25 protein-coding genes are annotated in these 24190 nt (G+C 71.5%); 12 read left to right on the forward strand and 13 right to left on the reverse strand.

The window, feature by feature from the left end; translation table 11 throughout:
- Positions 1-76: 76 nt before the first annotated feature.
- The 5 genes from B7K26_RS09620 to hemE all read right to left on the reverse strand — a co-directional run bounded on the left by B7K26_RS09620 (position 77) and on the right by hemE (position 5703).
- Complete coding sequence (locus tag B7K26_RS09620; protein ID WP_084078978.1) at positions 77-1273, reverse strand: ferrochelatase; 1197 nt, start codon at positions 1271-1273, stop codon at positions 77-79.
- Positions 1270-1944: a hydrogen peroxide-dependent heme synthase gene (gene hemQ / locus B7K26_RS09625; RefSeq protein ID WP_084078979.1), complete on the reverse strand. Its 675-nt coding sequence runs from the start codon at positions 1942-1944 to the stop codon at positions 1270-1272. Before hemQ ends, B7K26_RS09620 begins: the two co-directional genes overlap by 4 nt.
- A gap of 111 nt (positions 1945-2055) precedes the next feature.
- On the reverse strand, positions 2056-3123 hold the full coding sequence (locus tag B7K26_RS09630) for a hypothetical protein (RefSeq protein ID WP_200811083.1): 1068 nt from the start codon (positions 3121-3123) through the stop codon (positions 2056-2058).
- 209 nt (positions 3124-3332) lie between these two features.
- Positions 3333-4619 carry an NAD(P)/FAD-dependent oxidoreductase gene (locus B7K26_RS09635; protein WP_159449658.1) on the reverse strand — a complete coding sequence of 429 codons (1287 nt, stop codon included), beginning with the start codon at positions 4617-4619 and terminating at the stop codon, positions 3333-3335.
- The gene (hemE, locus tag B7K26_RS09640) at positions 4612-5703 is read right to left on the reverse strand and encodes a uroporphyrinogen decarboxylase (protein WP_084079200.1); all 1092 of its coding nucleotides are present in this window, start codon (positions 5701-5703) and stop codon (positions 4612-4614) included. Before hemE ends, B7K26_RS09635 begins: the two co-directional genes overlap by 8 nt.
- 53 nt (positions 5704-5756) lie before the next feature.
- On the opposite strand from hemE, the gene B7K26_RS09645 reads away from it, so the two are divergent.
- From B7K26_RS09645 to B7K26_RS09675, 7 genes are all read left to right on the forward strand, one after another.
- The gene (locus B7K26_RS09645; protein ID WP_159449659.1) at positions 5757-7079 is read left to right on the forward strand and encodes a glutamyl-tRNA reductase; all 1323 of its coding nucleotides are present in this window, start codon (positions 5757-5759) and stop codon (positions 7077-7079) included.
- A gap of 237 nt (positions 7080-7316) precedes the next feature.
- A complete protein-coding gene (locus B7K26_RS09650) occupies positions 7317-8309 on the forward strand; it encodes an iron ABC transporter permease (RefSeq protein WP_084078982.1) in 993 nt (330 codons plus the stop codon).
- Entirely contained in the window at positions 8306-9337 is a 1032-nt protein-coding gene (locus B7K26_RS09655) for an iron chelate uptake ABC transporter family permease subunit (protein WP_084078983.1), read from the forward strand. The genes B7K26_RS09650 and B7K26_RS09655 overlap by 4 nt, the downstream gene beginning before the upstream one ends.
- Positions 9334-10128 carry an ABC transporter ATP-binding protein gene (locus tag B7K26_RS09660; protein WP_084078984.1) on the forward strand — a complete coding sequence of 265 codons (795 nt, stop codon included), beginning with the start codon at positions 9334-9336 and terminating at the stop codon, positions 10126-10128. The genes B7K26_RS09655 and B7K26_RS09660 overlap by 4 nt, the downstream gene beginning before the upstream one ends.
- On the forward strand, positions 10125-10640 hold the full coding sequence (locus B7K26_RS09665) for a hypothetical protein (protein ID WP_084078985.1): 516 nt from the start codon (positions 10125-10127) through the stop codon (positions 10638-10640). The genes B7K26_RS09660 and B7K26_RS09665 overlap by 4 nt, the downstream gene beginning before the upstream one ends.
- 12 nt (positions 10641-10652) lie before the next feature.
- Positions 10653-11753: an ABC transporter substrate-binding protein gene (locus B7K26_RS09670; RefSeq protein ID WP_084078986.1), complete on the forward strand. Its 1101-nt coding sequence runs from the start codon at positions 10653-10655 to the stop codon at positions 11751-11753.
- 87 nt (positions 11754-11840) lie between these two features.
- Complete coding sequence (locus B7K26_RS09675) at positions 11841-12680, forward strand: siderophore-interacting protein (protein WP_084078987.1); 840 nt, start codon at positions 11841-11843, stop codon at positions 12678-12680.
- Positions 12681-12830: 150 nt separating this feature from the next.
- Here the strand turns inward: B7K26_RS09675 and B7K26_RS09680 are convergent, their stop codons facing one another.
- On the reverse strand, positions 12831-14216 hold the full coding sequence (locus B7K26_RS09680; protein WP_084078988.1) for a PhoH family protein: 1386 nt from the start codon (positions 14214-14216) through the stop codon (positions 12831-12833).
- Positions 14217-14463: 247 nt separating this feature from the next.
- Entirely contained in the window at positions 14464-15228 is a 765-nt protein-coding gene (locus B7K26_RS09685) for an isoprenyl transferase (protein WP_084078989.1), read from the reverse strand.
- Between the two features lie 76 nt (positions 15229-15304).
- Here B7K26_RS09685 and B7K26_RS09690 point away from each other — a divergent pair, with 76 nt between their 5' ends.
- On the forward strand, positions 15305-15961 hold the full coding sequence (locus B7K26_RS09690) for a hemolysin III family protein (RefSeq protein WP_084078990.1): 657 nt from the start codon (positions 15305-15307) through the stop codon (positions 15959-15961).
- Between the two features lie 3 nt (positions 15962-15964).
- On the opposite strand, the gene B7K26_RS09695 is transcribed toward B7K26_RS09690, so the two are convergent.
- Positions 15965-16186 carry a hypothetical protein gene (locus B7K26_RS09695; RefSeq protein WP_084078991.1) on the reverse strand — a complete coding sequence of 74 codons (222 nt, stop codon included), beginning with the start codon at positions 16184-16186 and terminating at the stop codon, positions 15965-15967.
- Between the two features lie 39 nt (positions 16187-16225).
- Between B7K26_RS09695 and B7K26_RS09700 the strand changes: the two genes are divergently transcribed.
- Both B7K26_RS09700 and greA read left to right on the forward strand, forming a co-directional pair.
- The gene (locus B7K26_RS09700) at positions 16226-16636 is read left to right on the forward strand and encodes a DUF4307 domain-containing protein (protein ID WP_159449660.1); all 411 of its coding nucleotides are present in this window, start codon (positions 16226-16228) and stop codon (positions 16634-16636) included.
- A gap of 88 nt (positions 16637-16724) precedes the next feature.
- The gene (gene greA / locus B7K26_RS09705) at positions 16725-17207 is read left to right on the forward strand and encodes a transcription elongation factor GreA (RefSeq protein WP_234998777.1); all 483 of its coding nucleotides are present in this window, start codon (positions 16725-16727) and stop codon (positions 17205-17207) included.
- A 65-nt stretch (positions 17208-17272) separates the two neighbouring features.
- Here the strand turns inward: greA and rlmC are convergent, their stop codons facing one another.
- Both rlmC and B7K26_RS09715 read right to left on the reverse strand, forming a co-directional pair.
- A complete protein-coding gene (gene rlmC, locus B7K26_RS09710; RefSeq protein ID WP_084078994.1) occupies positions 17273-18418 on the reverse strand; it encodes a 23S rRNA (uracil(747)-C(5))-methyltransferase RlmC in 1146 nt (381 codons plus the stop codon).
- A gap of 4 nt (positions 18419-18422) precedes the next feature.
- Positions 18423-19730 carry an AI-2E family transporter gene (locus B7K26_RS09715; protein WP_084078995.1) on the reverse strand — a complete coding sequence of 436 codons (1308 nt, stop codon included), beginning with the start codon at positions 19728-19730 and terminating at the stop codon, positions 18423-18425.
- 98 nt (positions 19731-19828) lie between these two features.
- Between B7K26_RS09715 and msrA the strand changes: the two genes are divergently transcribed.
- The gene (gene msrA, locus B7K26_RS09720) at positions 19829-20479 is read left to right on the forward strand and encodes a peptide-methionine (S)-S-oxide reductase MsrA (protein ID WP_084078996.1); all 651 of its coding nucleotides are present in this window, start codon (positions 19829-19831) and stop codon (positions 20477-20479) included.
- Complete coding sequence (locus B7K26_RS09725; RefSeq protein WP_084078997.1) at positions 20476-20964, forward strand: nucleoside deaminase; 489 nt, start codon at positions 20476-20478, stop codon at positions 20962-20964. Before msrA ends, B7K26_RS09725 begins: the two co-directional genes overlap by 4 nt.
- Here B7K26_RS09725 and B7K26_RS09730 read toward each other — a convergent pair.
- The 3 genes from B7K26_RS09730 to B7K26_RS09740 all read right to left on the reverse strand — a co-directional run bounded on the left by B7K26_RS09730 (position 20918) and on the right by B7K26_RS09740 (position 24153).
- Complete coding sequence (locus B7K26_RS09730; RefSeq protein ID WP_084078998.1) at positions 20918-22261, reverse strand: low temperature requirement protein A; 1344 nt, start codon at positions 22259-22261, stop codon at positions 20918-20920. The genes B7K26_RS09725 and B7K26_RS09730 overlap by 47 nt on opposite strands.
- 21 nt (positions 22262-22282) lie before the next feature.
- On the reverse strand, positions 22283-23269 hold the full coding sequence (locus tag B7K26_RS09735) for an acetylxylan esterase (protein WP_084079201.1): 987 nt from the start codon (positions 23267-23269) through the stop codon (positions 22283-22285).
- An 86-nt stretch (positions 23270-23355) separates the two neighbouring features.
- Positions 23356-24153 carry a Bax inhibitor-1/YccA family protein gene (locus B7K26_RS09740; RefSeq protein ID WP_084078999.1) on the reverse strand — a complete coding sequence of 266 codons (798 nt, stop codon included), beginning with the start codon at positions 24151-24153 and terminating at the stop codon, positions 23356-23358.
- Between the last annotated feature and the right edge of the window lie 37 nt (positions 24154-24190).

A 24190-nucleotide genomic window follows, 5' to 3' on the forward strand; every position in this document is an offset into this window, starting at 1 on the left:
ACGCGCCGGTGGCGTCCCCCTCGCGGGTGGATGCCGCCGGCGCGTCGCGTCGTTCTTGGTTCACAGTGAGGGGGGGTTAGGCGCCCACTCCCCCGTCCGCGGCCGCCGACGCGATGGTCGGCTTCTTGGCGCGGCTCATGCAGCAGTCGGCGGGGCAGACGTCCTGCCACGGGCCCATGTCCGTCAGGGCGACGCGCTCGCGCGGGGAGTCGCCCTCGGAGGCCACGTGGCGCTCCTCGACAAGGTCGATGAGGCCGGCGACGAATGCCGGGTCCACGCCCACGGTGGGAACGCGCACCATCGGCAGGCCGCGCTCCTCGCAGGTCTCGAGCGCCTCGTTGTCGAGGTCCCAGGCGACCTCCATGTGGTCGGAGACGAAGCCGATGGGCGACACCACCAGGCCGGTCGTGTCCTCCGGCAGCGCCTCGATCGCGAGGTTGATGTCGGGCTCGAGCCACGGGATCGACGGGTCGCCGGAGCGCGACTGGAAGACGAGCGACCACGGCACGCCGGGGAACTCCTTCTCCACCGCGTCCATGACGAGCGCGGAGACGGCACGCTGCTGGGCGACGTACCAGCCGCCGCCCTCGTACCACTCCTCTCCGTCGCTCACCGGGACGGGAGAGCCGTCGGGCAGCGCCTCGCGCGGGCCGGACACGTTGGCGGCGGCCGACGGGATCGAGTGCGTCGCGAACATCACGTGGGCGCCCTCGGCCTTGCCGGCGGCCTCGAGCTCGCGCAGGCCGGACAGCACCGCGTCGATGTTGGGCTGCACGAAGCCGGGGTGGTCGAAGTACTGGCGCACCTTGTCCAGGCGCAGCTCGCCGGTGAGGCCGGTCTCCTCGAGCGCCTCGGCGAGGTCCTCGCGGTAGGCGCGGCAGCCGGAGTACGACGAGAACGCGGTGGTGACGAGCACGAGCACCTTGCGGTGGCCGTCGGCGTGGAGCTCCTTCAGCGCGTCACCAAAGTAGGGGGCCCAGAAGCGGTTGCCCCAGTACACCGGGAGGTCGAGGCCGCGCTTGGCGATCTCCTCCTCGAGCGCCACCTTGAGGTCGCGGTTCTGCTGGTTGATGGGGCTGATGCCGCCGAAGTGGCGGTAGTGGTGCGAGACCTCCTCGAGGCGCTCGTCCGGCACCCCGCGGCCACGCGTGACGTTGCGCAGGTAGGGGATGACGTCGTCCTGGCCCTCGGGGCCGCCGAAGCCGGCCAGCAGGATGCAGTCGTAGGTGGTGGCGTCGAGCGTGCGCTCGGCGGCGGCAAGCGTCTCGGTCACGAGGCGAGCACCTCCACGGCCTCGGCCGTCTCGATGCGGCGGCCCGTGTAGAACGGCACCTCCTCGCGCACGTGGCGGCGGGCCTCGGTGTAGCGAAGGTCGCGCATCATGTCGACAAGGTCGGTGACCTCGTCGGCCTCCATGGGAAGCAGCCACTCGTAGTCGCCCAGGGCGAAGGCGGCGACGGTGTTCGCCACCACGCCCTTGAAGGCGGCGCCCTTGATGCCGTGCTCGCGCAGCATCTGGCCGCGCTCCTCGTCGCTCAGCAGGTACCACTCGTAGCTACGCACGAAGGGGTAGACGGTCAGCCAGTCGCGGGCACGCTCGCCGCGCAGGAAGCCGGGCACGTGGGCGCGGTTGAACTCGGCCGCGCGGTGCACGCCCGCGGCGGACCAGGTGAGCTTGGTGTCGGCCAGCAGTTCCGTGGCGCGCAGTTCGCGCAGCGCCAGCTGCAGGTCGGCGAGGTCGGGGCCGTGGAGCCACAGCATGACGGTGCCGTCGGCGCGCAGGCCGGACACGTCGTAGATGCCGCGCAGGACCACGTCGTGCTCGGCGAGCTCCTCGACGGCGGCATCGAAGTGCTCGACGACCTCACTCAGCTCCTCATCGGGAGTGTCGAGGTAGCCGTCGAGGACGGAGAACAGGGTGAAACCGTGAGGCTGATCGGTCATGTCCCCATTCTCACCGCCGCACGCCCGTGAGGGAAATCCGCGGGCGGCCGATGCCGGAGCTGGCCCCCGTACGAGGCCGGCAGATGGCATCGGCCCTGACAGATCTGGGACCTAGGTCCCAGGCGCGCCCTCGGCGTCGTCCCTCACCCTGGCGCGCTCGCGCTGGCCGTGGGTGAGCTGGCGCAGGTCGGTATCGGAGTCGAAGTTGGATCCGAGCGCACCTGCCACGACTCCCATCGACGCCGCGAGCAGCGCGAGCCTCACGTAGGACCCCACCGTCGCGTCCTCGCCCAGTACCTGCCCCATGAATCCGGGGTCGATCACGAGCGCGGAGGCCCCCAGGATGACGACGAACAGCACCACGAACAGCGCCGCGACCACGAGCGCAAGCGTCAGCACCGTCGAGAGGTTGTACAGCAGGATGACGGTCGCCAGGCGCGCCCGCTCACGCCGGTCCCACAGGCGGTTGGACACCATGAGCCACGCGACCATCGCGACCATAGCCATCACGGCGATCACTGCCAGGCGCTGCGGGCTGAGCGCCGCCGCCATCTGCCAGATGGAGCTGTAGAACACGCCGAAGGCGCCCGTCGCCGTCGCCGCAGCGAGCGCGCCTGACAGCCGCGGCGCGGTGCGGGCCGGCTCATTGGCCGCGACCATGCCCATCACGAGGCGCGGGGCACCCGTCACGGTGTCTGCGTGCAAGGTGAGCGAACCGCGTGAGGCCCGCTCGGACCATCCGCTCCAGCGCAGGCGACGAGGCGGTTCCTGACCGGCAGGAGGATCTCCGACCACGCGGGTCACGCTGTCGACGAGGACCCGCTGGATGCGCGCCCGTGTGGCCCACGCCCCGAGGGTGGGACAGGAAATGACGACGAGGCTCTCGTCGGGGAACGCCTCGGCGACCAGGGGCTGGCCTCGTGTACGGCGCGGGACCTCGGTCAGCACCACCACGGCGTCGCACCGCTCATAGTCATCGGCGATCGCGCTCGCCGTCGCGGTATCGATGTCGCCGTGGGGAAGCGTCCGCAGGGTCGAGGTCGTCGTGCTCACCCTGACGTCGCACTGGTAGAGATCGGCCAGCAAGGCACGCACGTCGTCCTGGATGGCGGCCGCCCGCCGTGAGGGCAGGCCCGGGTCGGCCGCGATGACGATCGCGAGGTCGTCGCGTGCGCGCACGGTGGCACTCTCCACGGGGGTCGGGGTCGGTGTCACGGAGGTACACGCCTCGCGGCCGCCCGGCATTCCCGAGTTTCGGGCGCGTGACGACGTGACGGTCGTCGCGGCGCCCGGCGGCGTGTCGCATGCCGATGCGCGGCGTGTCGGCCCGACAGACCGTCACTTTGTCACTCGCCGGCGGCGTGTCGCGGGACGATGCGCGGTGCGGGCTACTCGCCGAGGCTCGAGCGCTGGTCGTCGTCCACGATGGCCGCGAGGCCGGAGAACCCGGCCGAGGCACCCACGAGGTGGACCCCGGGCACCGGCTCGCGGGCCCCCGCGCGCGTGGGCGCGGCGTCGTGCCACACCACCTGCACCAGGTCCCTCACCTGCCGATCGGCGATGGGGACGCCGAGCAGACGGGACGCGTCGGAGACGGCGTGCGGGGCAAGGTCCTCGGCGTTGTCGAGCGCGTAGGACAGGCGGACGATGTGCCGGGTCGGGGCAGCCTTGGCCACCCAGTCCCACTTGGCGGTCGCGTGGGTGAGCGCCTTCGCGCGCGTCACGCCGTCCACCGCGAGGACGCCGGAGCCGCGCGGGTGAGCGTCGAGCTCGGGGGCGTCGAGGGACAGGGTGACGAGCGCCACCTGACGGTCGGGGGCGCGCTCCACCTGCGGGACGAGCGCGGCCGCCGCCGGGCGGGAGGCGGCCACCACCACCTGATCGGCGACGTGCCTGCCGTCCTCCGTCCACGCCTCCCACTGCCTGCCCTTGCGCCGCAGCGAGGACACGACGGTCGAGGTGAGGATCGTGACTCCCCTGCTCACGGCATCGGCCGCGAGCGCGTCCGTGAGCCCGGCGACGCCGCCCACGAGGCCCAGCACGGCGGAGCCGGCGGGGGCCTTCGCGCGCCGGCGCGCTGCCGCCCTTGTCAGACCCATCTCGGAGATCTCGGCGGCGAGCCCGGCGGCCGCCGCGTCCACACGCAGCTCGTCCACGGGGCGTGAGAAGATGCCTCGCGTCACCGGCGCGAGGAGCCGGTCCACGGCCACGTCGCCGAGCCGGCGGCGCGCCACCTCCCCCAGCATCGCGTCGGGCGCCACGTCCTCGCGCGGGATCCACCGCTCGATCGCGGCGCGGGCCGCTCCGCGCACCCCGAGCGCGCGGACCACGTCCGGCGCGAGGGAGGCGGTGGGGATGCCGAGCCAGCCGGCCGCGGGCATCGGGTACGCGCGGTCGGGCGCGACGACCCATGCGGGCCCACCCGTCGGGGCGACCATCCTGTCCTCGAGCCCCAGCTCGCGGACCAGGCGTTCGACGTGGCCGCCGCGCGTGGCAAAGGACTCGGCCCCTGCATCGAGCTCGATGCCGTCGACGCGCACCCGTGACACGCGACCGCCGATGCTGTCCTCGGCCTCCAGGACCGTGACCTCGTGGCCGGCGGCGGCCAGGCGGCGCGCCGCGAGCAGGCCGGCGGGGCCCGCTCCGATGACGATCCAGGAGCGTGGCTCAGCCACGCTCGTGCACCAGCTCCACGACGCGCTTGACCACATCGGGATCGGCGTGCGGAGGCATCCCGTGGCCGAGGTTGACGACGTGCCCCGGCGCCTCGGCGCCGCGCCGCAGCACGTCGAGGACGTGCGCCTCGAGGGTCGCCGTGGGTGCCGCGAGCATTGCGGGGTCGATGTTTCCCTGCAGCGGGAAGCGGCCGCCGACCGCGCGCGAGGCCTCGTCGAGCGGAGTGCGATAGTCGACGCCCAGCGCGGTGGCGCCGGCCGCGCCCATCGGATCGAGCAGGTGGCCGGCGTTGGCGGCAAAGTGGATGCGGGGCACTCCCAGGTCGGCGACGGCCATGAGTGCCGCGCGCGAGCCCCCCGCGCACTTCTCGACATAGGCCTTCTCGGACAGCGACCCGGCCCACGAGTCGAACAACTGCACCGCGGACGCGCCCGCGAGCACCTGCGCGCGCAGGAACAGGCCGGCGGCGCGCGACGTCCACGACACGAGCGCCTCCCACACCTCGGGCGCGGACCACATGAGCTCGCGCGCTGCCATGTGATCGCGCGAGGGACGCCCCTGCACCATATACGCGGCAAGGGTGAACGGTGCGCCGGCAAAACCAATCAGCGGCGTCGACCCGAGCTGGGCCACCGTGAGGCGCACCGCCTCGCGCACGGGCTCGAGCGCCTCGTCCATGGCGCCACCGTCGCCGGGCTCGCCCAGCGCGGGCAGCGCGTCGACATCGGCCATCGTCCGGATGGGGTGGTCGAAGACGGGACCCACTCCCGGCGCGATGTCGACGCCCACGCCGGCCACCTTGAGCGGCACCACGATGTCCGAGAAGAAGATGCCGGCATCCACGCCGTAGCGGCGCACAGGCTGCAGGGTGATCTCCGCGGCGAGATCGGGCTTCAGGCAGGACTCCAGCATGGTGGTGCCCTCGCGCACCTTCAGGTACTCGGGAAGCGACCGGCCCGCCTGCCGCATGAACCACACGGGCCGATGCGTGGCGGCCCTTCCCTCGAGCGCGGCCACGAGCGGGGCGTCCGCGGTGACTCCCGTCGCGAGGGGGTGGTCAGCTGGCAATGCGTCAAAGCTCATGGCTCGATTCTGCCTTGTCCGGCGCGCGTGTCAGAATGGACGACGTGGTATTGATGTCTCTCGTCGCCAGCCACCACAACCGTGACCTCACGGTGCTGGAGCAGTTGAGTGTCGGCTCCGACGCTCTCGGCTCCGCGGTGGTGCAGGGCGACTCCCCCATCCGTGGTGCCGTCGTGCTCCCGACGTGCAACCGCTTCGAGGTGTACCTCGAGGTCGAGGACGTCGAGTCGGGACGCACCGCCGTGATCGACGCGATCGAGCAGGCCACGTCCCTCGACCGCGCCGCCATCGAGCAGGCTCTCGCCACCTACGAGGGCGACGACGCCGTGCAGCACCTGCTCTCCGTCGCCTCCGGCCTCGAGTCCATGGTGGTCGGGGAACGAGAGATCTCCGGCCAGGTACGCCGCGCGCACAATGACGCGCAGTCGGCCCACCACCTGTCCCCCGTGCTCGACAGGCTCTTCCAGTCCGCGCTGCGCACCTCGCGCGTCGTGGCCTCCTCGACGGGCCTGGGCACCTCCGGGCGCTCCGTCGTGTCCGTCGCCTTCGACCTCGCCTCCGCCACCGTGACCTGGGAGGGCGCCCGCGTGGTGCTCATCGGCACCGGCGCGCTCGCCGAGACAGGAGTCGGCTCGCTACTGGCCCGCGGCGTCGACATCGCCGGCGTGTACTCGCCGTCCGGCCGCGGCGACGAGTTCGGCCGCCGCCATGGCATCGCCTCGCTGTCGCTCGACGAGCTGCGGTCCTCGCTCGCGGACGTCGACATGGTGCTCGCCTGTTCCGGCGGCGAGTCCATCGTCCTCACCCCCGCCATGGTGGCCGCCGCCCGCACGGAGGCCACGCGCGACCTCACCATCGTCGACCTCGCGCTTCACCGCGACGTCGCCCCCGGCGTCGCGCAGATGCGCGGCGTGCACGTGGTGGACCTCGACTCCGTGGGCGCCACGGCGCCCGGCGAGTCCATCAACGCCATCGAGGCGGCGCGCGCCATCGTCGCTCACGCCGTGGCCCGCTTCGGCGACGGCGAGACGGCCCGCGCCCTCGACCCCGCGGTGGTTGCCCTGCGCGAGCACGTGTTCGGCCTGCTGGAGCGCGAGGTCGCCCGTGTGCGTCCCGCCGCCGGCGCCTCGCCCGAGGCCGTCGCCGAGGCCGACGCGACCGAGCAGGCGCTGCGTCGCTTCGCGCGCACCCTGCTCCACACCCCCACCGTGCGTGCACGTGAGCACGCGCAGGCGGGCCAGGCCGACCGCTACCTGGGCGCCATCCGCGCGCTGTACGGGATCGACGTGGACCTCCCCGCGGACGCCTGCCCCGCGGACCAGATCGACCAGGACGCGACGCACCTCGACGCCGACCACGGCACCTCCGCGCGCTAGCGCGGCAGCGTCGCCGCGCAACGTTTCTGCAACAACGCTGCCGGCCGCATCCCCACCGCCGCGCGGCACCCGCGGCATCGGCCCTGGTAAAGCGCCACAGACGGCGCGGCTACCACGCCCCGGCCGCACTCAATTACCAGACGAGCGCGTTGCTTTAATGCCCGGGAATGATCTAAGTTAGGTGAGCCTCACCGGCGCACCACGGCGTGCGCCCCCCACCCTGTCCCAAGGAGCACGATGCCCCGGCGCGCCCTGATCGCTGTTGCTGCCGCCGCGGCACTGCTGATCGCGATCGCGCTGTCGCTGGCGATCGGCGCCAGGGCCATCGACCTGGGCACGGTGTGGCAGGCGATCACCGACCTCGACCCGAACGATCCCGAGCAGCTCATCGTCACTGACCTCAGGGTCTCACGCACGGTCATCGGCATCCTCGCGGGCGCCGCGCTCGGCATCGCGGGCGCGCTCATGCAGTCGCTCACGCGCAACCCGTTCGCGGACCCCGGCCTGCTCGGCATCAACGCCGGCGCCTCGCTCGCGGTCGTCATCTCGCTCACGCTCGGTATCACCGGCTTCGCCGCCCAGGTGCCCTTCGCGTTCCTCGGCGCCGCGATCGCGGCCGTCATCGTCTACGCGATCGGCGCGCGCGGCGCGGCGGCGGGCGCCCCCGTGCGCCTCGCCCTCGCGGGAGTGGCGCTCACCGCGCTCATCACGTCGATCATCAACGCCGTCCTGCTGGTGGACGATGCGACGCTCGACCAGTACCGGCTGTGGGTCGCCGGCTCGCTCACCGGCCGCGACAGCGACGACGTCATGGCGCTCGTCCCGTTCGTCCTCGTGGCCATCGTCGTCGCGCTGATCGTCGCCAAGCCGCTCGAGGCCGTCGCGCTCGGCGAGGATGCCGCCCGCGCGCTCGGCATCAACATCACCGCCACCCGCATCGCCGTCATCGTCACGGTGACCGCGCTCGCGGCCTCGGCCACCGCCGCCGCCGGCCCCCTCGTGTTCGTGGGCCTCGCGGTGCCGCACCTCGCCCGCGCCCTCATCGGCGCCTCGTTGCCGTGGCTGCTCGTGGTGAGCGGCCTGGGCGGCGCCGCCCTGGTGCTGGTGTGCGACGTTATCGGCCGCGTGGTCGCTCCCCCCGGTGAGATCGGCGTGGGCATCACCACCGCGTTCATCGGTGGCGCGATCTTCGCCGTCATGGCCCGCCGCATGAAGGTGGTGGAGCTGTGAGGATCCTCCGCATCGGGCCGCTCGGCATCACCACGCACCGCCGCACCTTCGCGGTCGGCCTCGTCATGCTTGCCACGCTCGCGGCGCTCCTGGTCTTCGCCCTGGCCTGGGGCAAGGCCGACGTCACGGTGCTCGACTCGCTCAAGGCGGCGGTCGGCATCTCGGTCGGCTCCCCCGGCGACTTCGTGGTCGGTCAGGTGCGCGCCCCCCGCGCGTTCACCGCCATCTTGGTGGGCGCGACGCTCGGCCTCGCGGGCGCCATCCTCCAGTCGCTCACGCGCAACCCGCTGGCCTCGCCCGACTTCATCGGCATCACCGCGGGAGCGAGCACCGGTGGCGTCGTCACCCTGTGGCTCGGCCTCAGCACGTCGCTGTGGTTCACGGCCGCCGGAGCGGCCATCGGCGCGCTCGTCACGTCCGCGCTGATCCTGGCACTGTCCTGGCGCCGCGGGATCGTGCCGCTGCGCCTCATCCTCGCGGGCATCGGCGTCGGCTTTGTGGCGCAGTCCTTCACCCAGTACCTCCTGACCCGCATGGACGTGCACGACGCCGGCACGGCGCTGGGCTGGCTCGTGGGTTCGGTCACGGGACGCACCTGGACCCACGTCACGGTCGCCGCCGTCATCCTCGCCGTCATCGTTCCGATCGTCCTGTGGCACGGCCGCGCCCTGCGCACCATGGAGATGGGCGACGACACCGCCAAGGCGCTCGGCATCTCGGTGGGCTCCTCGCGCATCGTGCTGGCCCTGTGCTCGGTGCTGCTCGCCGCGGGAGCCACGGCCATCACCGGCCCTATCGGCTTCATCGCCCTGGTCGCCCCCGCGCTCGCCCTGCGCCTCACGCGCAACGCCGGCGTCACCCTCATCCCCTCGGCGCTCATGGGTGCGCTGCTGCTGCTCGCCGCCGACCAGCTCAGCCAGCTCATGCCCGCCACCCTTCAGTTCCCCGTCGGCATCTTCACCGCCGCGATCGGCGCCCCCTACCTGCTGTGGCTGGTGTGGCGCGCATCCCGAGGAGGTCCCTCATGAGCAGGCTCGAGACCCGCAAGGCCGTCATCGGCTACGGCGACAAGCCCATCGTCCGCGGCGTCGACGTCGACGTCCCCGACGGCAAGATCACCGCGATCGTGGGCCCCAACGGCTGCGGCAAGTCGACTCTCCTGCGCGCGCTGATCCGCCTGCTCACGCCCTCCGAGGGAACCGTCGCGCTCGACGGCCAGGACATCCACCGCATGCCCACCCGCGAGGTGGCGCGCCGCGTCGGACTGCTGCCGCAGTCGCCCATCGCCCCGGCCGGCATCACGGTCAAGGAGCTGGTCGCCCGCGGCCGCACGCCGCACCAGAAGGTGCTGCGCCCGTGGTCGAGCTCGGACGAAACCGCCGTGATGAGTGCCCTGCACTCGACCAACCTCACCGACATCCAGGACGAGGTCGTCGACCAGCTCTCCGGCGGCCAGCGCCAGCGCGCCTGGATCGCGATGACCCTCGCGCAGGACACCCCGCTGATGCTGCTCGACGAGCCCACCACCTACCTGGACATCGCGCACCAGTACGAGGTCCTCGAGCTACTGCACCGCCTCAACGAGCGCCAGGGCCGCACCATCGTCATGGTGGTCCACGACCTCCACCAGGCCGCCAGGTACGCGCACCACGTGATCGCGATGCACGACGGCGTGGTGGCAGCCTCCGGCACCGCCGAGGAGGTCTTCACCGAGGACCTCGTGAGCCGCGTCTTCAACTTCGACGCACGCGTGGTCCCCGACCCCGTCACCGGGACGCCCATCATCGTCCCGTCGCACCGCCCGGGGGTGACGCGATGACCGTCTCCGCCCCGCAGATCCGCTCCGCGGCAGCCCTCCTTGGCGCCGTGCCCGGCCTCACCGCCCGCCTCACCGTGCCGGGGGCCGATGCCGTGGTCGCCGGGGCGGCGGACGACGCCACCATGTGTGGGCACACCTTCCGCTCGCTCGTGCTCGAGCGCCACCTCGACGGCGAGGGCCTCGAGGGCGCGACGCTCCACCTCGACGACGCCGACCACGCGACGGGCCTCATCGCCCGCGGCGCCGTGCGCTGGTTCGTCACTCCTCTTCCCGCCCCGCTCGCCGTCGCGGCGCTGCGGGACTCCGGCCACACTCGCGCCCCGCTGCAGTCAGTGGTGCGCGCCGACGCCTCGCTTGGCGTCTCCGTCGTGGCCGTCCGTGATCAGTCGGGTCGCGTGCCCGCAGGCGACCTCGACGAGGCGGCGGTTGCCGCATCGGCCGCCTGCCTTGTCGCCCACCTGCTGACCACGTCCGGCCTCATGTCCCACCCGACCCGCACGACCCACCCCTAGGAAAGGAACACCATGCACCAGCGCATCACGCGCGGCGCGTCCGCCGTGTCCGTCGCCGCAGCCGCGGCGCTTCTGCTTGCCGCCTGCTCGTCCGACGCCGAGACGGAGGAGACCACCTCCCCCGCCGCCGACACGTCCGCCTCCGCGGATGCCTCGGCCGACGCCGCCGCGTTCCCCGTCACCCTCGACACCGCCATGGGCGAGGTCACCATCGAGTCCGAGCCCCAGCGCGTCGTGACCCTCGGCTCGCACGAGCACGAGTACCTGTACTCGCTCGGCGTCGCCCCCGTCGCCGTGCCCGTGTCCTGGCAGGGCTACGACAACGGCACCGGCCCGTGGGCCGACGCGGACCGCGAGGCCGCCGGCGCCGAGCCCGAGCTCTTCGAGCCCGGCACCACTACGTACGACGCCGAGGCGATCGCGGCCTTCGAGCCCGACCTCATCGTCGCCACGTACCCCAACCACGAGATGACGCAGGAGGAGTACGACCTCCTGTCGGGCATCGCGCCCGTCGTCACCCGTCCCGCCACCGACTCCGAGGGCAACGAGACCGTCGAGTGGGGAGTCACCCTCGAGGACGAGCTGAACCTGCTCGCCGAGGCCACCGGCACGACCGACAAGGCCGAAGAGATCATCGCGGACATCGACGCCCAGTACGCCGAGGTGCGTGAGGCTCACCCCGAGTGGGAGGGCATGACCTCGCAGGTCGGCGGCTTCTACGAGGGCCAGGCCTTCGTGTACGCCGCGTCCGACACGCGTAACCAGTTCCTCGCCAACCTCGGTCTCGACGTGACCGCCGTCGAGGGCACCGACGCCGCCTGGCTGCAGATCTCGGCCGAGCAGCTCGACACCGCCATCGGCGACCTCGACTCGGTCGTGTGGCAGGTCGCCACCACGCCCGACGCTCAGGGCGAGCTCGAGGCCCTGCCGCTGTTCGACTCGCTCACCGCGACCGAGACCGGCGGCAACGTCTGGCTGACCGACACCGTCCTCGAGGGCGCGTTCTTCGCGAACTCCCCCTCGTCGATCGCCTACTCGATCGAGGGCTTCGTGCCGCTCCTTGAGGCGGCGCTTGACGGCGACCCGGCCACCGAGCCCGCCGCAGCCGAGTAAAACCCCCGCGGGAGGCGCCGCACCCCGGCGCCTCCCGCATCGGCCGTCCTCACGGCCAGTCCCCACCCCACCGTCTCTGGAGTCACCATGACCGACTCGTTCGTCGTCACCGTCGCCGGTGCTGAGCAGCTCAGCCCCAACCTGCGCCGCGTGACCCTCACCGGGCCCTCGCTGGAGGGCTGGGAGTCGACCGGCAAGGCCGACGAGTTCGTCCACGTCCACATCCCCGATGCCGAGCCGGCCGAGGGGTGGGAGGACGACCACGACATCGCCCGCCACTACACGATCCGCCGCTGGGACCCCTCCCACCGTCGCCTCGACATCGACATCGTCACCCACGGCCACGGCCGCGGCGCCTCCTGGGCGCGCGACTGCCAGGAGGGCGACGTGGTCGCCGTGTCCGACGCGCACGGCTACTACGAGCCGCCCGCCGGCTCGACCCGTCGCCTCCTGATCGCGGACGCGACGGGCCTTCCCGCCGTCGCCCGCATCCTCGAGGAGGCCTCGCCTGAGGAGACGTTCGACGTCCTCATCGAGCTCATCTCGATGGACGACGCCATCGCGCTTCCCTCCCCCGCCACCGTCAACCTCGAGTGGCGCGTGTCCGGCAACGGCCGCGGCCCCTCGGCGCTGGTGAGCTGCATGGAGCGCCTCGAGGCGCCCGAGGGCGACACCTACGTGTGGGTGGCCTGCGAGTCCGCGCAGTCGCGCAAGGCCCGCAAGTTCATCCGCGAGAACTGGACCCGCCACCACACGCTGTACCGCATCGTCGGCTACTGGCACGTGGATGCCGAGGAGCAGATGCGCAAGTGGGACGCGCTCACTGAGGCGCAGAAGGCCCGCTACATGGAGATCTGGGACGAGTCGCGTCCCGACGAGGTCAACTGGGAGGAGCTGGAGCCCTACCTGCAGGAGCTCGGACTCTAACCCCCTCCCCCGCCCTCTGGCGCAAATGGCCGCATTTGCGTCACCTGGGCACCGCTCCTGCCGCATTTCCGGCCACCAGGAACACACGGAAGGGCCGATGCGATGGTCACCATCGCATCGGCCCTTCCGTCGTTCTGGGGCGGGCTCGGCCTACAGGTCGAGCCGCTCGAGCATGTCGGTCACCAGGGCCGCCACCGCCGACCGCTCGGAGCGCTCGAGGGTGACGTGGGCGAACAGCGGGTGACCCTTGAGCGCCTCGATCACCGCGGCGATGCCGTCGTGGCGGCCCACCCGCAGGTTGTCGCGCTGAGCGACGTCGTGGGTGAGGACCACGCGCGAGTCCTGGCCGATACGGCTGAGCATCGTCAGCAGCACGTTGCGCTCGAGGCTCTGGGCCTCGTCGACGATCACGAAGGCGTCGTGGAGGCTGCGGCCGCGGATGTGCGTGAGCGGCAGCACCTCGAGCATGCCGCGGGCGATGACCTCCTCGACCACCTCGGAGGACACCATCGCGCCGAGGGTGTCGAAGACCGCCTGCGCCCAGGGGTTCATCTTTTCGGCCTCGGAACCCGGCAGGTAGCCCAGGTCCTGGCCCCCGACCGCGTACAGCGGCCTGAACACCATGATCTTCTTGTGCTGGCGGCGCTCCATCACCGCCTCGAGGCCCGCGCACAGCGCGAGCGCGGACTTGCCGGTGCCGGCGCGGCCGCCCATGGAGACGATGCCCACGGTCTCGTCCAGCAGCAGGTCGATAGCGACGCGCTGCTCGGCGGAGCGGCCGTGGACGCCGAAGACCTCCTGGTCACCGCGCACCAGCCTGATGCCGCCCTCGTCGTCGACGCGGCCCAGCGCCGAGCCGCGAGGCGAGTGGATCACGAGCCCCGTGTGCACCGGCAGGGACGCGAGGTCCTCGCCGCACTCGGCGGCGGGCGGCGGGGTGTCCATGCCCTCCGCGTCGTACAGCGAGCCCATCTGTTCGTCGGTGAGCTGGATCTCGCGCATGCCCGTCCAGCCCGAGTCGACGGCGAGCTCCGCGCGATACTCCTCCGCCTCGATGCCGAGGGCCGAGGCCTTCACTCGCATCGGCAGATCCTTGGAGACCACCGTGACGGCGTGCCCCTCTGCCTTGAGATTGGCGGCGACCGCGAGGATGCGCGTGTCGTTGTCACCCAGCCGGAAGCCGCTGGGCAGGACGCTCTGATCGGTGTGGTTCAGCTCGACCCTCACCGTGCCGCCGTGCTCGTTGGCGTCGACCGGCTGGTCGAGCTTGCCGTGCTGGATGCGCAGCTCGTCGAGGGTCCTGAGCGCCGAACGTGCGAAGTAGCCGAGCTCGGGGTGGTGGCGTTTGGCCTCGAGCTCCGTGATCACCACCACCGGCAGCACCACCGCGTGCTCGGCGAATCTCTTCAGCGCCCGCGGGTCGGACAGCAGCACCGACGTGTCGAGCACGTAGGTGCGCAGTTCCGTCGCGTTCGCGGCGTTGATGGAGGGTGTGGTGTCGAACTCTGTGATGCTCACGTGGGGCTCCCCGCTCATCAGGCCGCAGGGCGCCGACCGCCCCACGGCGCTCGGTGTCAGTCCCGCATCCGGTGGACGCGGCGTGTTGCTTCAACCACGAGGCCGACGCTACGCCTGGGCCCGGATGTCAAGGAGCGACACGCCGCGTGTCACACGTTCGTCACATCCGCCCCGCGCCCGGGCGGGTCGCCGCTGGTGCGGGCGCAACACGCCGTCGCGCCGCGCCGGGGCGGCCGATGCCGGGGCCGGGTCGGGAGCGCGCGGCTCAGCGGCCGTGCCGGCGCTCGCGCTGCGAGTACGCGCGCAGGGCACGCAGGAAGTCGACGTGCCGAAAGTCGGGCCAGTACGCGTCGCAGAAGTAGAACTCGGAGTGGGCCGACTGCCACATGAGGAAGCCGGACAGCCGCTGCTCGCCCGAGGTGCGGATCACCAGGTCGGGGTCGGGCTGGCCCTTCGTGTACAGGTGCTCGGCGATGTGCTCCACGGAGAAGGACTCGGCTGCCTGCTCCATCGTGTGCCCGGCGTCGATGGCGTCGCGCAGGTAGGAGCGAACGGCATCGGCGATCTCGTGGCGGCCGCCGTACCCGACGGCGACGTTCACGTGCAGCCCCGTCGCCCCCGACGTGCGGTCCACCGCCGCCCCCAGGCGTGCGGCGGCATCGGCCGGAAGCAGGTTGGCGGAACCCACGTGCTGCAAGCGCCAGCGGCCGTCCGCTGCGAGCGTCTCGACCGCCTCGCAGATGATCTCCAGCAGGGCGTCGAGCTCGGCGGCGTCGCGTTCGAGGTTGTCCGTGGACAGCATCCACAGCGTCACCACCTCGACGCCGGCCTCCTCCGACCACCCCAGCACCTCGGAGATCTTGTCGGCGCCGCGGCGGTGGCCGTCGGCGGTCGACGTTCCCGACTGCTTGGCCCAACGCCGGTTGCCATCGAGGATCACGCCGATGTGGCGCGGGGTCTGGCCGGAGGTGCGCAGGGTGCGCTCAAGGTCGCGTTCATAGGGCCTGTACAGCAGGCTGCGCAGTCCCATCGCCGTCCTCTCGTCGCGTGGCCGGGTGCCGAGGCCTACGGTACTCCGGGCCGCTAACCTACGGTAACGTAGGTTCATGGCCGAGAACCTGCCTGACCCAGCGAAGCCGCTGATGCGCGGCTGGCTGCACCTCGGTGCGGCCCCCTTCGCCCTCATCGCCGGAATGGTGCTCGTCGTGTGGGCACCCACGCTCGCGGGACGCGTGTCCACCGCGATCTTTACGTTGACGGCGGTCATGCTCTTCGGCACCTCGGCGGTCTACCACCGCGGCAACTGGGGCCCCACGGCGAAGGCTGTGCTGCGCCGCATGGACCACGCGAACATCTTCCTCATCATCGCGGGCACCTACACGCCGCTGACGGTCATGCTGCTCGAGGGAACCACGCGCACCGCCGTGCTCGTCACCGTCTGGACGGGCGCCCTCGTGGGACTGCTGCTGAGGATCTTCTGGCTCGGCGCGCCGCGCTGGCTGTACGTGCCGCTCTACGTGGCGCTCGGCTGGGTCGCCGTGGGCTTCATGGGCCCGTTCTACGAGGCGGGCGGCGCGGCCGTGGTGACGCTGATCGTCATCGGCGGCCTGTGCTACACCGTGGGCGCCGTGATTTACGGCACCAAGTGGCCCCGCGGATCAGAGAAGTACTTCGGCTTCCACGAGATCTTCCACTCGCTCACCATCGCGGGATTCCTGTGCCACTACGTGGCGATCGCGCTGGTGGTGTTCACCGTCTCCTGACGATCAGGCCTTGCCTGCGGTGGGCTCCTCGCCGGCGGCCTCCGTGGACGCGGCGGTCTCGCCGGCACCGGCGGCCGATGCCGTGGTCGCCTCGCCCTCGGGCGGGTGCGTGCGGACCTTGCGCAGGTGCCGCGACAGCGACAGCATCAGCACCACGGCGCCGGCAACCATGAGGAACGTCGCGACGAACGCCGCGAAGCCGGGGCCTCCTGAGAAATCTGCCACTGTCTTTCACCTTCTTTCCGTGAACTATCCTGCCTCATGATGAGCGAGCCAGCGCACACCCCAGGAACCGACGACGTCGAGGACGTCGCCTCCGGCCGCCCGCGGCTGTCCCGCCGCGGATGGGTGCTGTCGATCCTTGGCGTCGCCGCGCTGACGGCCGTCGCCGCCTGGTTCGGACTGTCGCAGGCGAACCAGCCCGTGCGATGGCAGGACGTGGGATTCGCGATCGACTCCCCCACCCAGGCGGAGATCACCTTCGACGTGCACCTCTACACCGACGAGCCCGCCGTCTGTCAGGTGCGCGCGCTGTCGACCAGCTACGCCGAGGTGGGCGTCGCCGAGGTCACGGTGGACCCCGCGGAGGGCACGAGCCAGCGCATCACCCTCCCCATCACCACCGTCGAGGAGGCCACGAGCGCCCAGGTGAACTACTGCGAGGTCGCGCAGTAGCGCGCCGGCCCTTTCACCTTTTCGTTGCCTGTTGGTAGCCTGACCAGTCACGCTGACCACGCTCACGCTCATCACCTTGGAGGAACCCGTGACCGAGACGCCCGGAACCTGGCTGACCCAGGAGGCCTACGACCGCCTGCAGGCGGAGTACGACCATCTTGCCGGCGAGGGCCGTGCCGCGATCGCGAAGGAGATCGACGAGCGTCGCCAGGAGGGTGACCTCAAGGAGAACGGCGGCTACCACGCGGCCCGCGAGGAGCAGGCGAAGCAGGAGGCCCGCATCCAGCAGCTGCGCCACATCCTCGAGACCGCGACTGTGGGCGAGGCGGCCACGGCCGACGAGATCGCCTCCGGCACCGTGGTCGTCGCCGACGTGATGGGCCGCGAGATGCGCTTCCTGGTGGGCTCGCGCGAGGTCGCCGGCGGCACCGACATCGACGTGTTCTCCGCCCAGTCGCCGCTCGGTTCCGCCCTCATCGGCAAGAAGGCTGGCGACGAGACCTCGTACGCCGCGCCCAACGGCAACCAGATTCCCGTGAAGGTGATCTCCGTGGAGCCGTTCACCGGCTGACACTCACCCGCGCGACCGCGGCCCGCCTGCCCTCGGCAGGCGGGCCGCGGTGCGTTCGGGGCGTCCTAGCGGCGCTCGAGCAGGACGCCCACCTCTCCGTGTCCGGTGTGGGGGAACATGTCGAACAGCCGCGCCTCGCGGGCCACGTAGGACGGCATCGCCTCGAGGTCGCGCGCAAGGCTTGTCGGATTGCAGCTCGAGTAGACGACTGTCTTGGCGCCCGAGTGCTCGAGCCACCCGGCGAGGTCGGGCCCCAGCCCGCGACGCGGAGGGTTGACCACGACTGCCTCGGGAGCGGAGTCCTGATTCTGGGCCCACGCCACGGCATCGGCCGCGAGGAAGGCCGCCTCGGTTGCCCCGCCGATGCCGGCCGCGGCCATCTCGGCGGCGCTGAGCCGCGCGGACTCGATGGCGGCGTCGGAGATCTCGACTCCCGTGACGCGGCGCCCGGGGGCGAGGCAGTGAAGCGCAAGCCCGCCCACGCCGCAGTACAGGTCCCACAGCGACGCGGGCGCGGCGCCGTCGACCCACGCGGCCACCTGCCGGTACAGGGCGGAGGCGACGTCGGTGTTGGTCTGGAAGAAGCTACGCGGGCCCAGGTGGAGGGTCACGCCGTTGACGGTCATGGGAAGCGTGTCGGCGGCGGTGAGGACAATCTCGCGGTCGCCCTCGGTGACGGCCTTGTGCTCGGGAAGGACGTTGAGCGTGACGACGCTGAGCGCCGGCAGCCGCTCCATCAGCCACGGCAGGTGCTTGCGGAGCCGGGTCAGCGCCTCGGTGGAGCGCATGACGAACCGCGCCATCAACCCGCCGGACGGGGCTAGGGTGACGAGGATGTGCTTGAGCTCGCCGCGCCGCTCCGGCACCGAGTAGGGCTCGAGTGACGCGACAGTGACGAACTCGGCGAGCACGGGGAACGCCGCCGAGAGCGCGGGCGGGTACAGCCCGCAGCGACGCAGATCGGTGCCGAGGCCGTCGGCGTCGAGGATGCCGAGAGTCGGGGCGTCGATCGTGCCCGCGACCACCATCTTCGCCTTGGTCCTGAAGCCCGCCTCGTCGGAGCCCACCGGGTCCCGCCAGGTCAGGCCGGGCGCGAGCGGCGCGAGGAGTGCCTCGACGCCCGCCTGCTTGTGGTCGAGCTGGGCGGCGTAGGGGGTCTCGATGAGGGTGCAGGACCGGCACACGCCGGCGTCCCAGTAGGCGCACTGCATGACGTTACGAGGCGGGGCCGTCCCCGTCGCGCTCCTCGGGACGGCGCACGCGAATGGTGCCGGTGGTGGGCGGCTGCTCCTCGTCCTGGTCGGACTCGTGCGTGCCGCCGACGGGAAGTTCGGTGGTGCTGGCCGGCTTGCGGCCGCGGGCGCGGTTGACGATCTGGCGGGACCGTTCGGCGAGGACGGGGACCGTGGCGGTGATGGGTGGTACCTCCTCCTCGTCCGGCTCGTACTCCGAGCGCAGCGCACGCGAGAAGGCGTAGAAGAAGGACACGATCGGGACCGCGATGACCGCGCCCACGAGGCCCAGGGTGATGGTTCCGGCCGAGATGGTGAGCAGCACCACCAGCGGGTGGAGGCTGAGGGCCTTGCCGAACAGCCACGGATACAGGACGTTGCCCTCGAGCTGCTGGACGAGCAGCACGGCTCCCAGCATCAGCAGCGCGGTGGTCCATCCGCCGTCGACGAGCGCCACGAGAGACGCGATGGCGCCGGACAGAGTGGCGCCGAACATGGGGATGAAGGAGAACAGGAAGACCAGGATGGCGATGGGAAGCGCCAGCGGCACTCCCAGGATCCACGCGGCGAGGCCGATGCCGACGGCGTCGACGAACGCGACGAACACCGTGGTCTGGGTGTAGCGGCGCAGCGTGTTCCAGGCGTGGATGCCGGCCTTGTCGACGCGGTCAGTGCTCTCGCCCGGCGCCAGGCGCGCGGACCACAGCCACAGCTTGCGGCCGTCACGCAGGAAGAAGAAGAGGGCGAACAGCGCGATCACGGCGCTCGCGACGACCCCGCCGATGGTGGAGGCAGCGCCCAGCGCGCCGCTGGCGATGCCGGAGGCGTTGTCGGTGGCCCAGCCCTGGACCTGGTCGACGATCTGGTCGAGCTGGTCCTCGCTCATGTGGAGGGGACCCTGTGCGAGCCAGTCCATGAAGGTCTGGAAGCCCTCGAGCGCTGCGTCCTTGAGGTCGCCGAAGCCGGCGACGATCGACGTCGAGGCGGCGCCCAGGAGGAAGGACACGATGCCGAGCAGGACGATGATCGACAGCGCGGCACCCAGCCCGCGCGGGATGTGCCAGCGTTCGAGGTGGTGCACCACGCGCTCGAGCGGCGCGGCGATGAGCAGCGCGATGATGAGCGGCACGGCGATGGTCGACAGGGTGGTGAACATCCAGAAGAACGCGCCCAGCACGATGCCCAGGACGATCAGTCGCCAGGACCATGCGGCGGAGACGCGCAGCCCGAGCGGGACCCGGCGCGTCACCTCGTCACCCGCACCCCTGGGAGAATGCTCACGTTCGGCCATGCAGCGAGCCTAGCGCCAGCATCGGACATCTCCCCGTGGCGCGCGCGGAACACCCGCGCGGCAGGCAGCGTTGTGTGGCCTAGAGGAAAGGAAGTCAGATGCTGGGAATCGACAAGACTCGCATGATCACCGCGGACGAGGCGATGCCGGGGCGCGACGCCGCGCTCGAGGTCGCGGACCGTCACGTGGTGCTCGGCAGCCCGCTCAAGGGACCGTGGCCCGAGGGTCACGAGGTGCTCTACGTGGGCATGGGCTGTTTCTGGGGCGCGGAGCGCATCTTCTGGCAGACGGAGGGCGTGTACGCGACCGCGGTGGGCTACATGGGTGGCTGGACGCCGAACCCGACCTACATCGAGACCTGCACCGCGCAGACGGGCCACGCCGAGACCGTCATGGTGGTGTTCGACCCAGAGGTGGTCTCGGTCGACACCCTGCTGGGACGCTTCTGGGAGAACCACGACCCGACGACGCTGCACCGCCAGGGCGGCGACATCGGCACCCAGTACAGGTCGGCGATCTTCACCACCACCGACGCGCAGCTGGAGGCGGCGCGTCAGTCGCGCGAGCGCTACCAGGCCGCGCTGACGGACAAGGGGTTCGGCGAGATCACGACCCAGATTGTGCCCGTGCAGGAGGCCGGCGACGGCGTCTTCTACTACGCCGAGGACTACCACCAGGGTTACCTCCACAAGAACCCCGGCGGCTACTGCAACCACGGGTTCTGCCAGGCGTCCTACGTCTCGGCATGAGCGAGCCTGAGCTGAGCGCCGGCGAGCTGGGCCACCTTGCGAGGTGCGTGCAGCTCGCCGGCGAGGCTCTGGAGGCGGGCCACGCGCCGTTCGGCTCGGTGCTGGTGTCCGGCGCGGGCGAGGTCCTCGCGGAGGATCACAACCGCACCGGCGACGGCGACCCGACGGCGCATCCCGAGATCGCGCTGGCGAGGTGGGCGGCCGCTCACCTCACGGTGGACGAGCGCGCCGCCGCGACGGTGTTCACCTCCGGAGAGCACTGCGCCATGTGCGCGGCCGCGCACGCGTGGGTGGGCCTGGGCCGCATCGTCTACGCGACCTCGACCGCGCAGCTGCTGCGGTGGCGTGCGGAGGACGGCGTGGCGCCCGGGCCGGTGCAGCCGCTTCCCATCCACACGATCGCCCCGCGGGTCACCGTCGAGGGTCCGGTCGCTCAGTTCACGGCGCCGATGCGGGCGCTGCATGCCCGGCACTCGGGTCGCTGACGCGTAGCCGGCCGCGCCTATCAACGATCGACACGATCACCACGGCGGCGGCGAGCACACACACGACCGCTGCCGCGGACAGTTCCTCCCGCGCCAGCAGCACGACGGCGGGCGCGAAGACGCCCGCTCCCGCGAGCCACGCGGCCCGGCGCCCGGCATCGGCCCCGCCTCCGCGGCGTGCCACGACGGCGTGAACGGTCGCCGACGCCAGAAGGTAGAGGGCGAGGGCGCCGGCGACGATGAACGCCTCGTGGTCCTCGAGCGCGTGGCCGGGATGGGCCACCACGACCCCGAGCGCGGCGGACACGGCCACGAGCGACAGCGACGTGACGAGGTGGGCGACCCACTGCAGGCGCACCGGGATCACGCCGTGCGCGAGCAGCGCCACCCCGGCGCTGCCGTGTCGCACCGCGAGGTTCCACAGCCCCACGATCAGGGCGAAGGAGCCCGCCCACGCCACCGCGAGCATGGCGTCCCACTCGGCTCCCGACGCGGCGTTGAGCATCTGGATGAGCCCCTCGCCCAGCAGGATCAGAGTGAACAGCCCGAAGCGCTCGGCGAGGTGCACGTTGTCGGTGCGCAGGGTCACGATCGAGCTGGGGACCTCGCGCTGATGGCGCGCGTAGCGTCCGCGCCGCCGCTCGACCCGCTCGTGCCCGCGGACCTCGTCTCCGTGGAGTTCCGCCAGGCGGTCAACCTTGCGCTCGAATCCGCGTTCGCGGTCCGCCATCCGGTCGGTGAGCCGGTCAAGGCGCTCCTGCGCCTCCTCGACCACCCTCTCCTCGCGCGAGCGCAGCAGCTGGACCAGGTCGATGGTGAGGCCGGCCGCCCACCAGAGGTACTTCGCGTCGCCCTCGACCCAGAACGAGACGACCCACGGCAGCACCCCGGTAAACGCCTGGATGACGGGCAGGTCCACCACGACCGCCGCGCCGTGCCACGGCCGGGCCGCGGCGACGCGCCCCACCACGTAGGCGATCGCGAAGGCCTGCGCGTGCCCCTCGTGGATGCCGGGGACCGCGGCGACCATGACGGACAGCACCGCCATGCCGACGAGGAAGGTGGGCAGCCGTGCAGCGTCGCCGCGCACGTTTCCGTACGCCGTGAAGCACGTCCAGATCATCCAGAAGGCGCCGAACGCGACGGCGAACAGGAACAGGCTCGACCACCCCTCGCCGTCCTCGATGAGGTGGGCCAGCAGGCCGGCGCCCGCGACGACCACCAGGTCGAAGAACAGTTCGGGCCACGAGGCGTGGCGCTCCTCCTCGACGGCCGATGTCGCCTGCTGCTCGGTCACGGGGCCTCCCTGGGTGGCGCGTCAGCCCAGAATAGAGCGCACAAACTCCAGGCGTCTCACGGTCTGGAAGCCCTGCCCGCCCTCGTGCCCGTTGTCGGGGTAGACCTCCATGCGCTTGGCGGGCGAGGCCCCGGCCAGTTCCCCGTAGCGGTTGAACGCGGTGAACACCGTGGACGGCGGGCAGATGCCATCGCGCAGCGCGGCCGAGGTCAGCAGCGGGGCGTGGGCGCGGCGCGCGTGGTTGGCCCCGTCCAGGTAGGACAGCGTGGCGAGGACTCGTTCGCGCGCGTCCCGGTGCACCGCGAGGTAACGGACGATCTCGCCGTACGGGAAGTCGTCGGTGATGGAGATGGCGCGCTCGAAGTGGCACAGGAACGGCACATCGGCCATCACGCCAGCGAGGTCGGGCACCAGCCCGGAGACGGCGAGCGCCACGCCCCCACCCTGGGAGGTACCGGCGAAGAACACCAGCGACGGGTCTACACCGGGGAGGACCCTCGCCGCGTCGACCCCGCGGACGGCGTCGGTGAACATGCGCCGGTAGTAGTGGTCGCGGGGGTCCTCGATCCCGCGCGTCATGACGCCGGACGACGCGGGACCGGTCGCGCCCTCGTCGGCGGTGTGTCCGCCGTTGCCCCATTCGGAGCCCTGGCCGCGGGAGTCGACCCACAGGGTCGCGATGCCCTCGGACGGCCACAGCGTGTGCTCGATCGGCAGGCCGCGCCCGCCGCCGTACCCGGCAATCTCGACCACGCACGGAAGATCCGCCGCCGCGCCTCGGGGCCGCGCATACCAGGCGCGAATCGGCTGTCCACCGAAGCCGGGAAAAGTGACGTCCTGGATGTCGACGCCGCCAAGCCCGGCCCCGGCATCGGCCATCCGCGGTTCCATGGGGACCTCGCGCGCCTGGGCGAGCGTGCCGGCCCAAAACTCGTCGAAGTCCGCGGGCTCGCGGACGTCGGGTCGGTAGGTCTCGAGCTCGGAGAGGGGCAGGTCGAACTGGGGCATCATCGCTCCGGACATGACGACGCCCGCCGCGCGGCCCTCGAGGGGCCGTACGCGACGGGCGGTCGGACGGTCAGGCGTTCAGGGTGTCAGTCGCGTCCTTGGAGGATAGCGATGAGGCGCAGGAACTCGGTGTACATCCAGACGAGCGTGACGACAAGGCCGAAGGCCGCGGTCCACTCGTACTGCTGGGGCAGGCCGCGCTTCACGCCGTTCTCGATGAAGTCGAAGTCCGCGATGAGCGAGATGCAGGCGAGGCCGACGGCCAGCAGGCCGATCGCCACACCGAGCCAGCCGGCACGCAGGCCCCAGGCGGAGTCGGTGCCGCCGAAGATCATCACAAAGATGTTGACGACGGAGAAGACGAGGTACGAGATGCCGCCGATGATGAGGATCTTGCGCATCTTGGACGTGTAACGCACCTTGCCGGTGCGGTACAGGTACAGGCACACGCCCGAGGTGATGGCGGTCGCGAGCAGCGCCTGCATGGCGGCACCGGGGACGTCGAAGCCCGTCTCGATGTAGATCGACAGCGAGCCGAGGAAGTAGCCCTCCACGCCCGCGTAGATCAGTGCCATGACCGGGTTGGTGGTGCGCTGGAACGCGAGCACCAGGCCCAGCACCATGCCCGCGATGGCAGAGATGAAGAGGCCGGCGGTCGAGGGGAACAGGTAGCCGGGGATCGCCGCGATGAACGCGAGCACGATCATGCCGGCGGCCTTGGTGGTGACACCCTCGTAGGTCATGCGACCCATGTCGTGGGACGTCGCGCTGGGGGCGTCGAACTGCGACTGCAGGTCCTCGGCGGTGACGGTCGAGCCGTCCTGGTTGATGGTCGCTCCGGGCTTGAAGGCGCTGTTGGAGCTGCTGAACACGGGGCTGGCCATGTGGTCCTCCTCGAGGGGTACGGTCCTCGTCAGACTA

Origin of the sequence: Demequina sp. NBRC 110057 (assembly GCF_002090175.1) — a bacterium.
Taxonomy (GTDB): Bacteria; Actinomycetota; Actinomycetes; order Actinomycetales; family Demequinaceae; genus Demequina.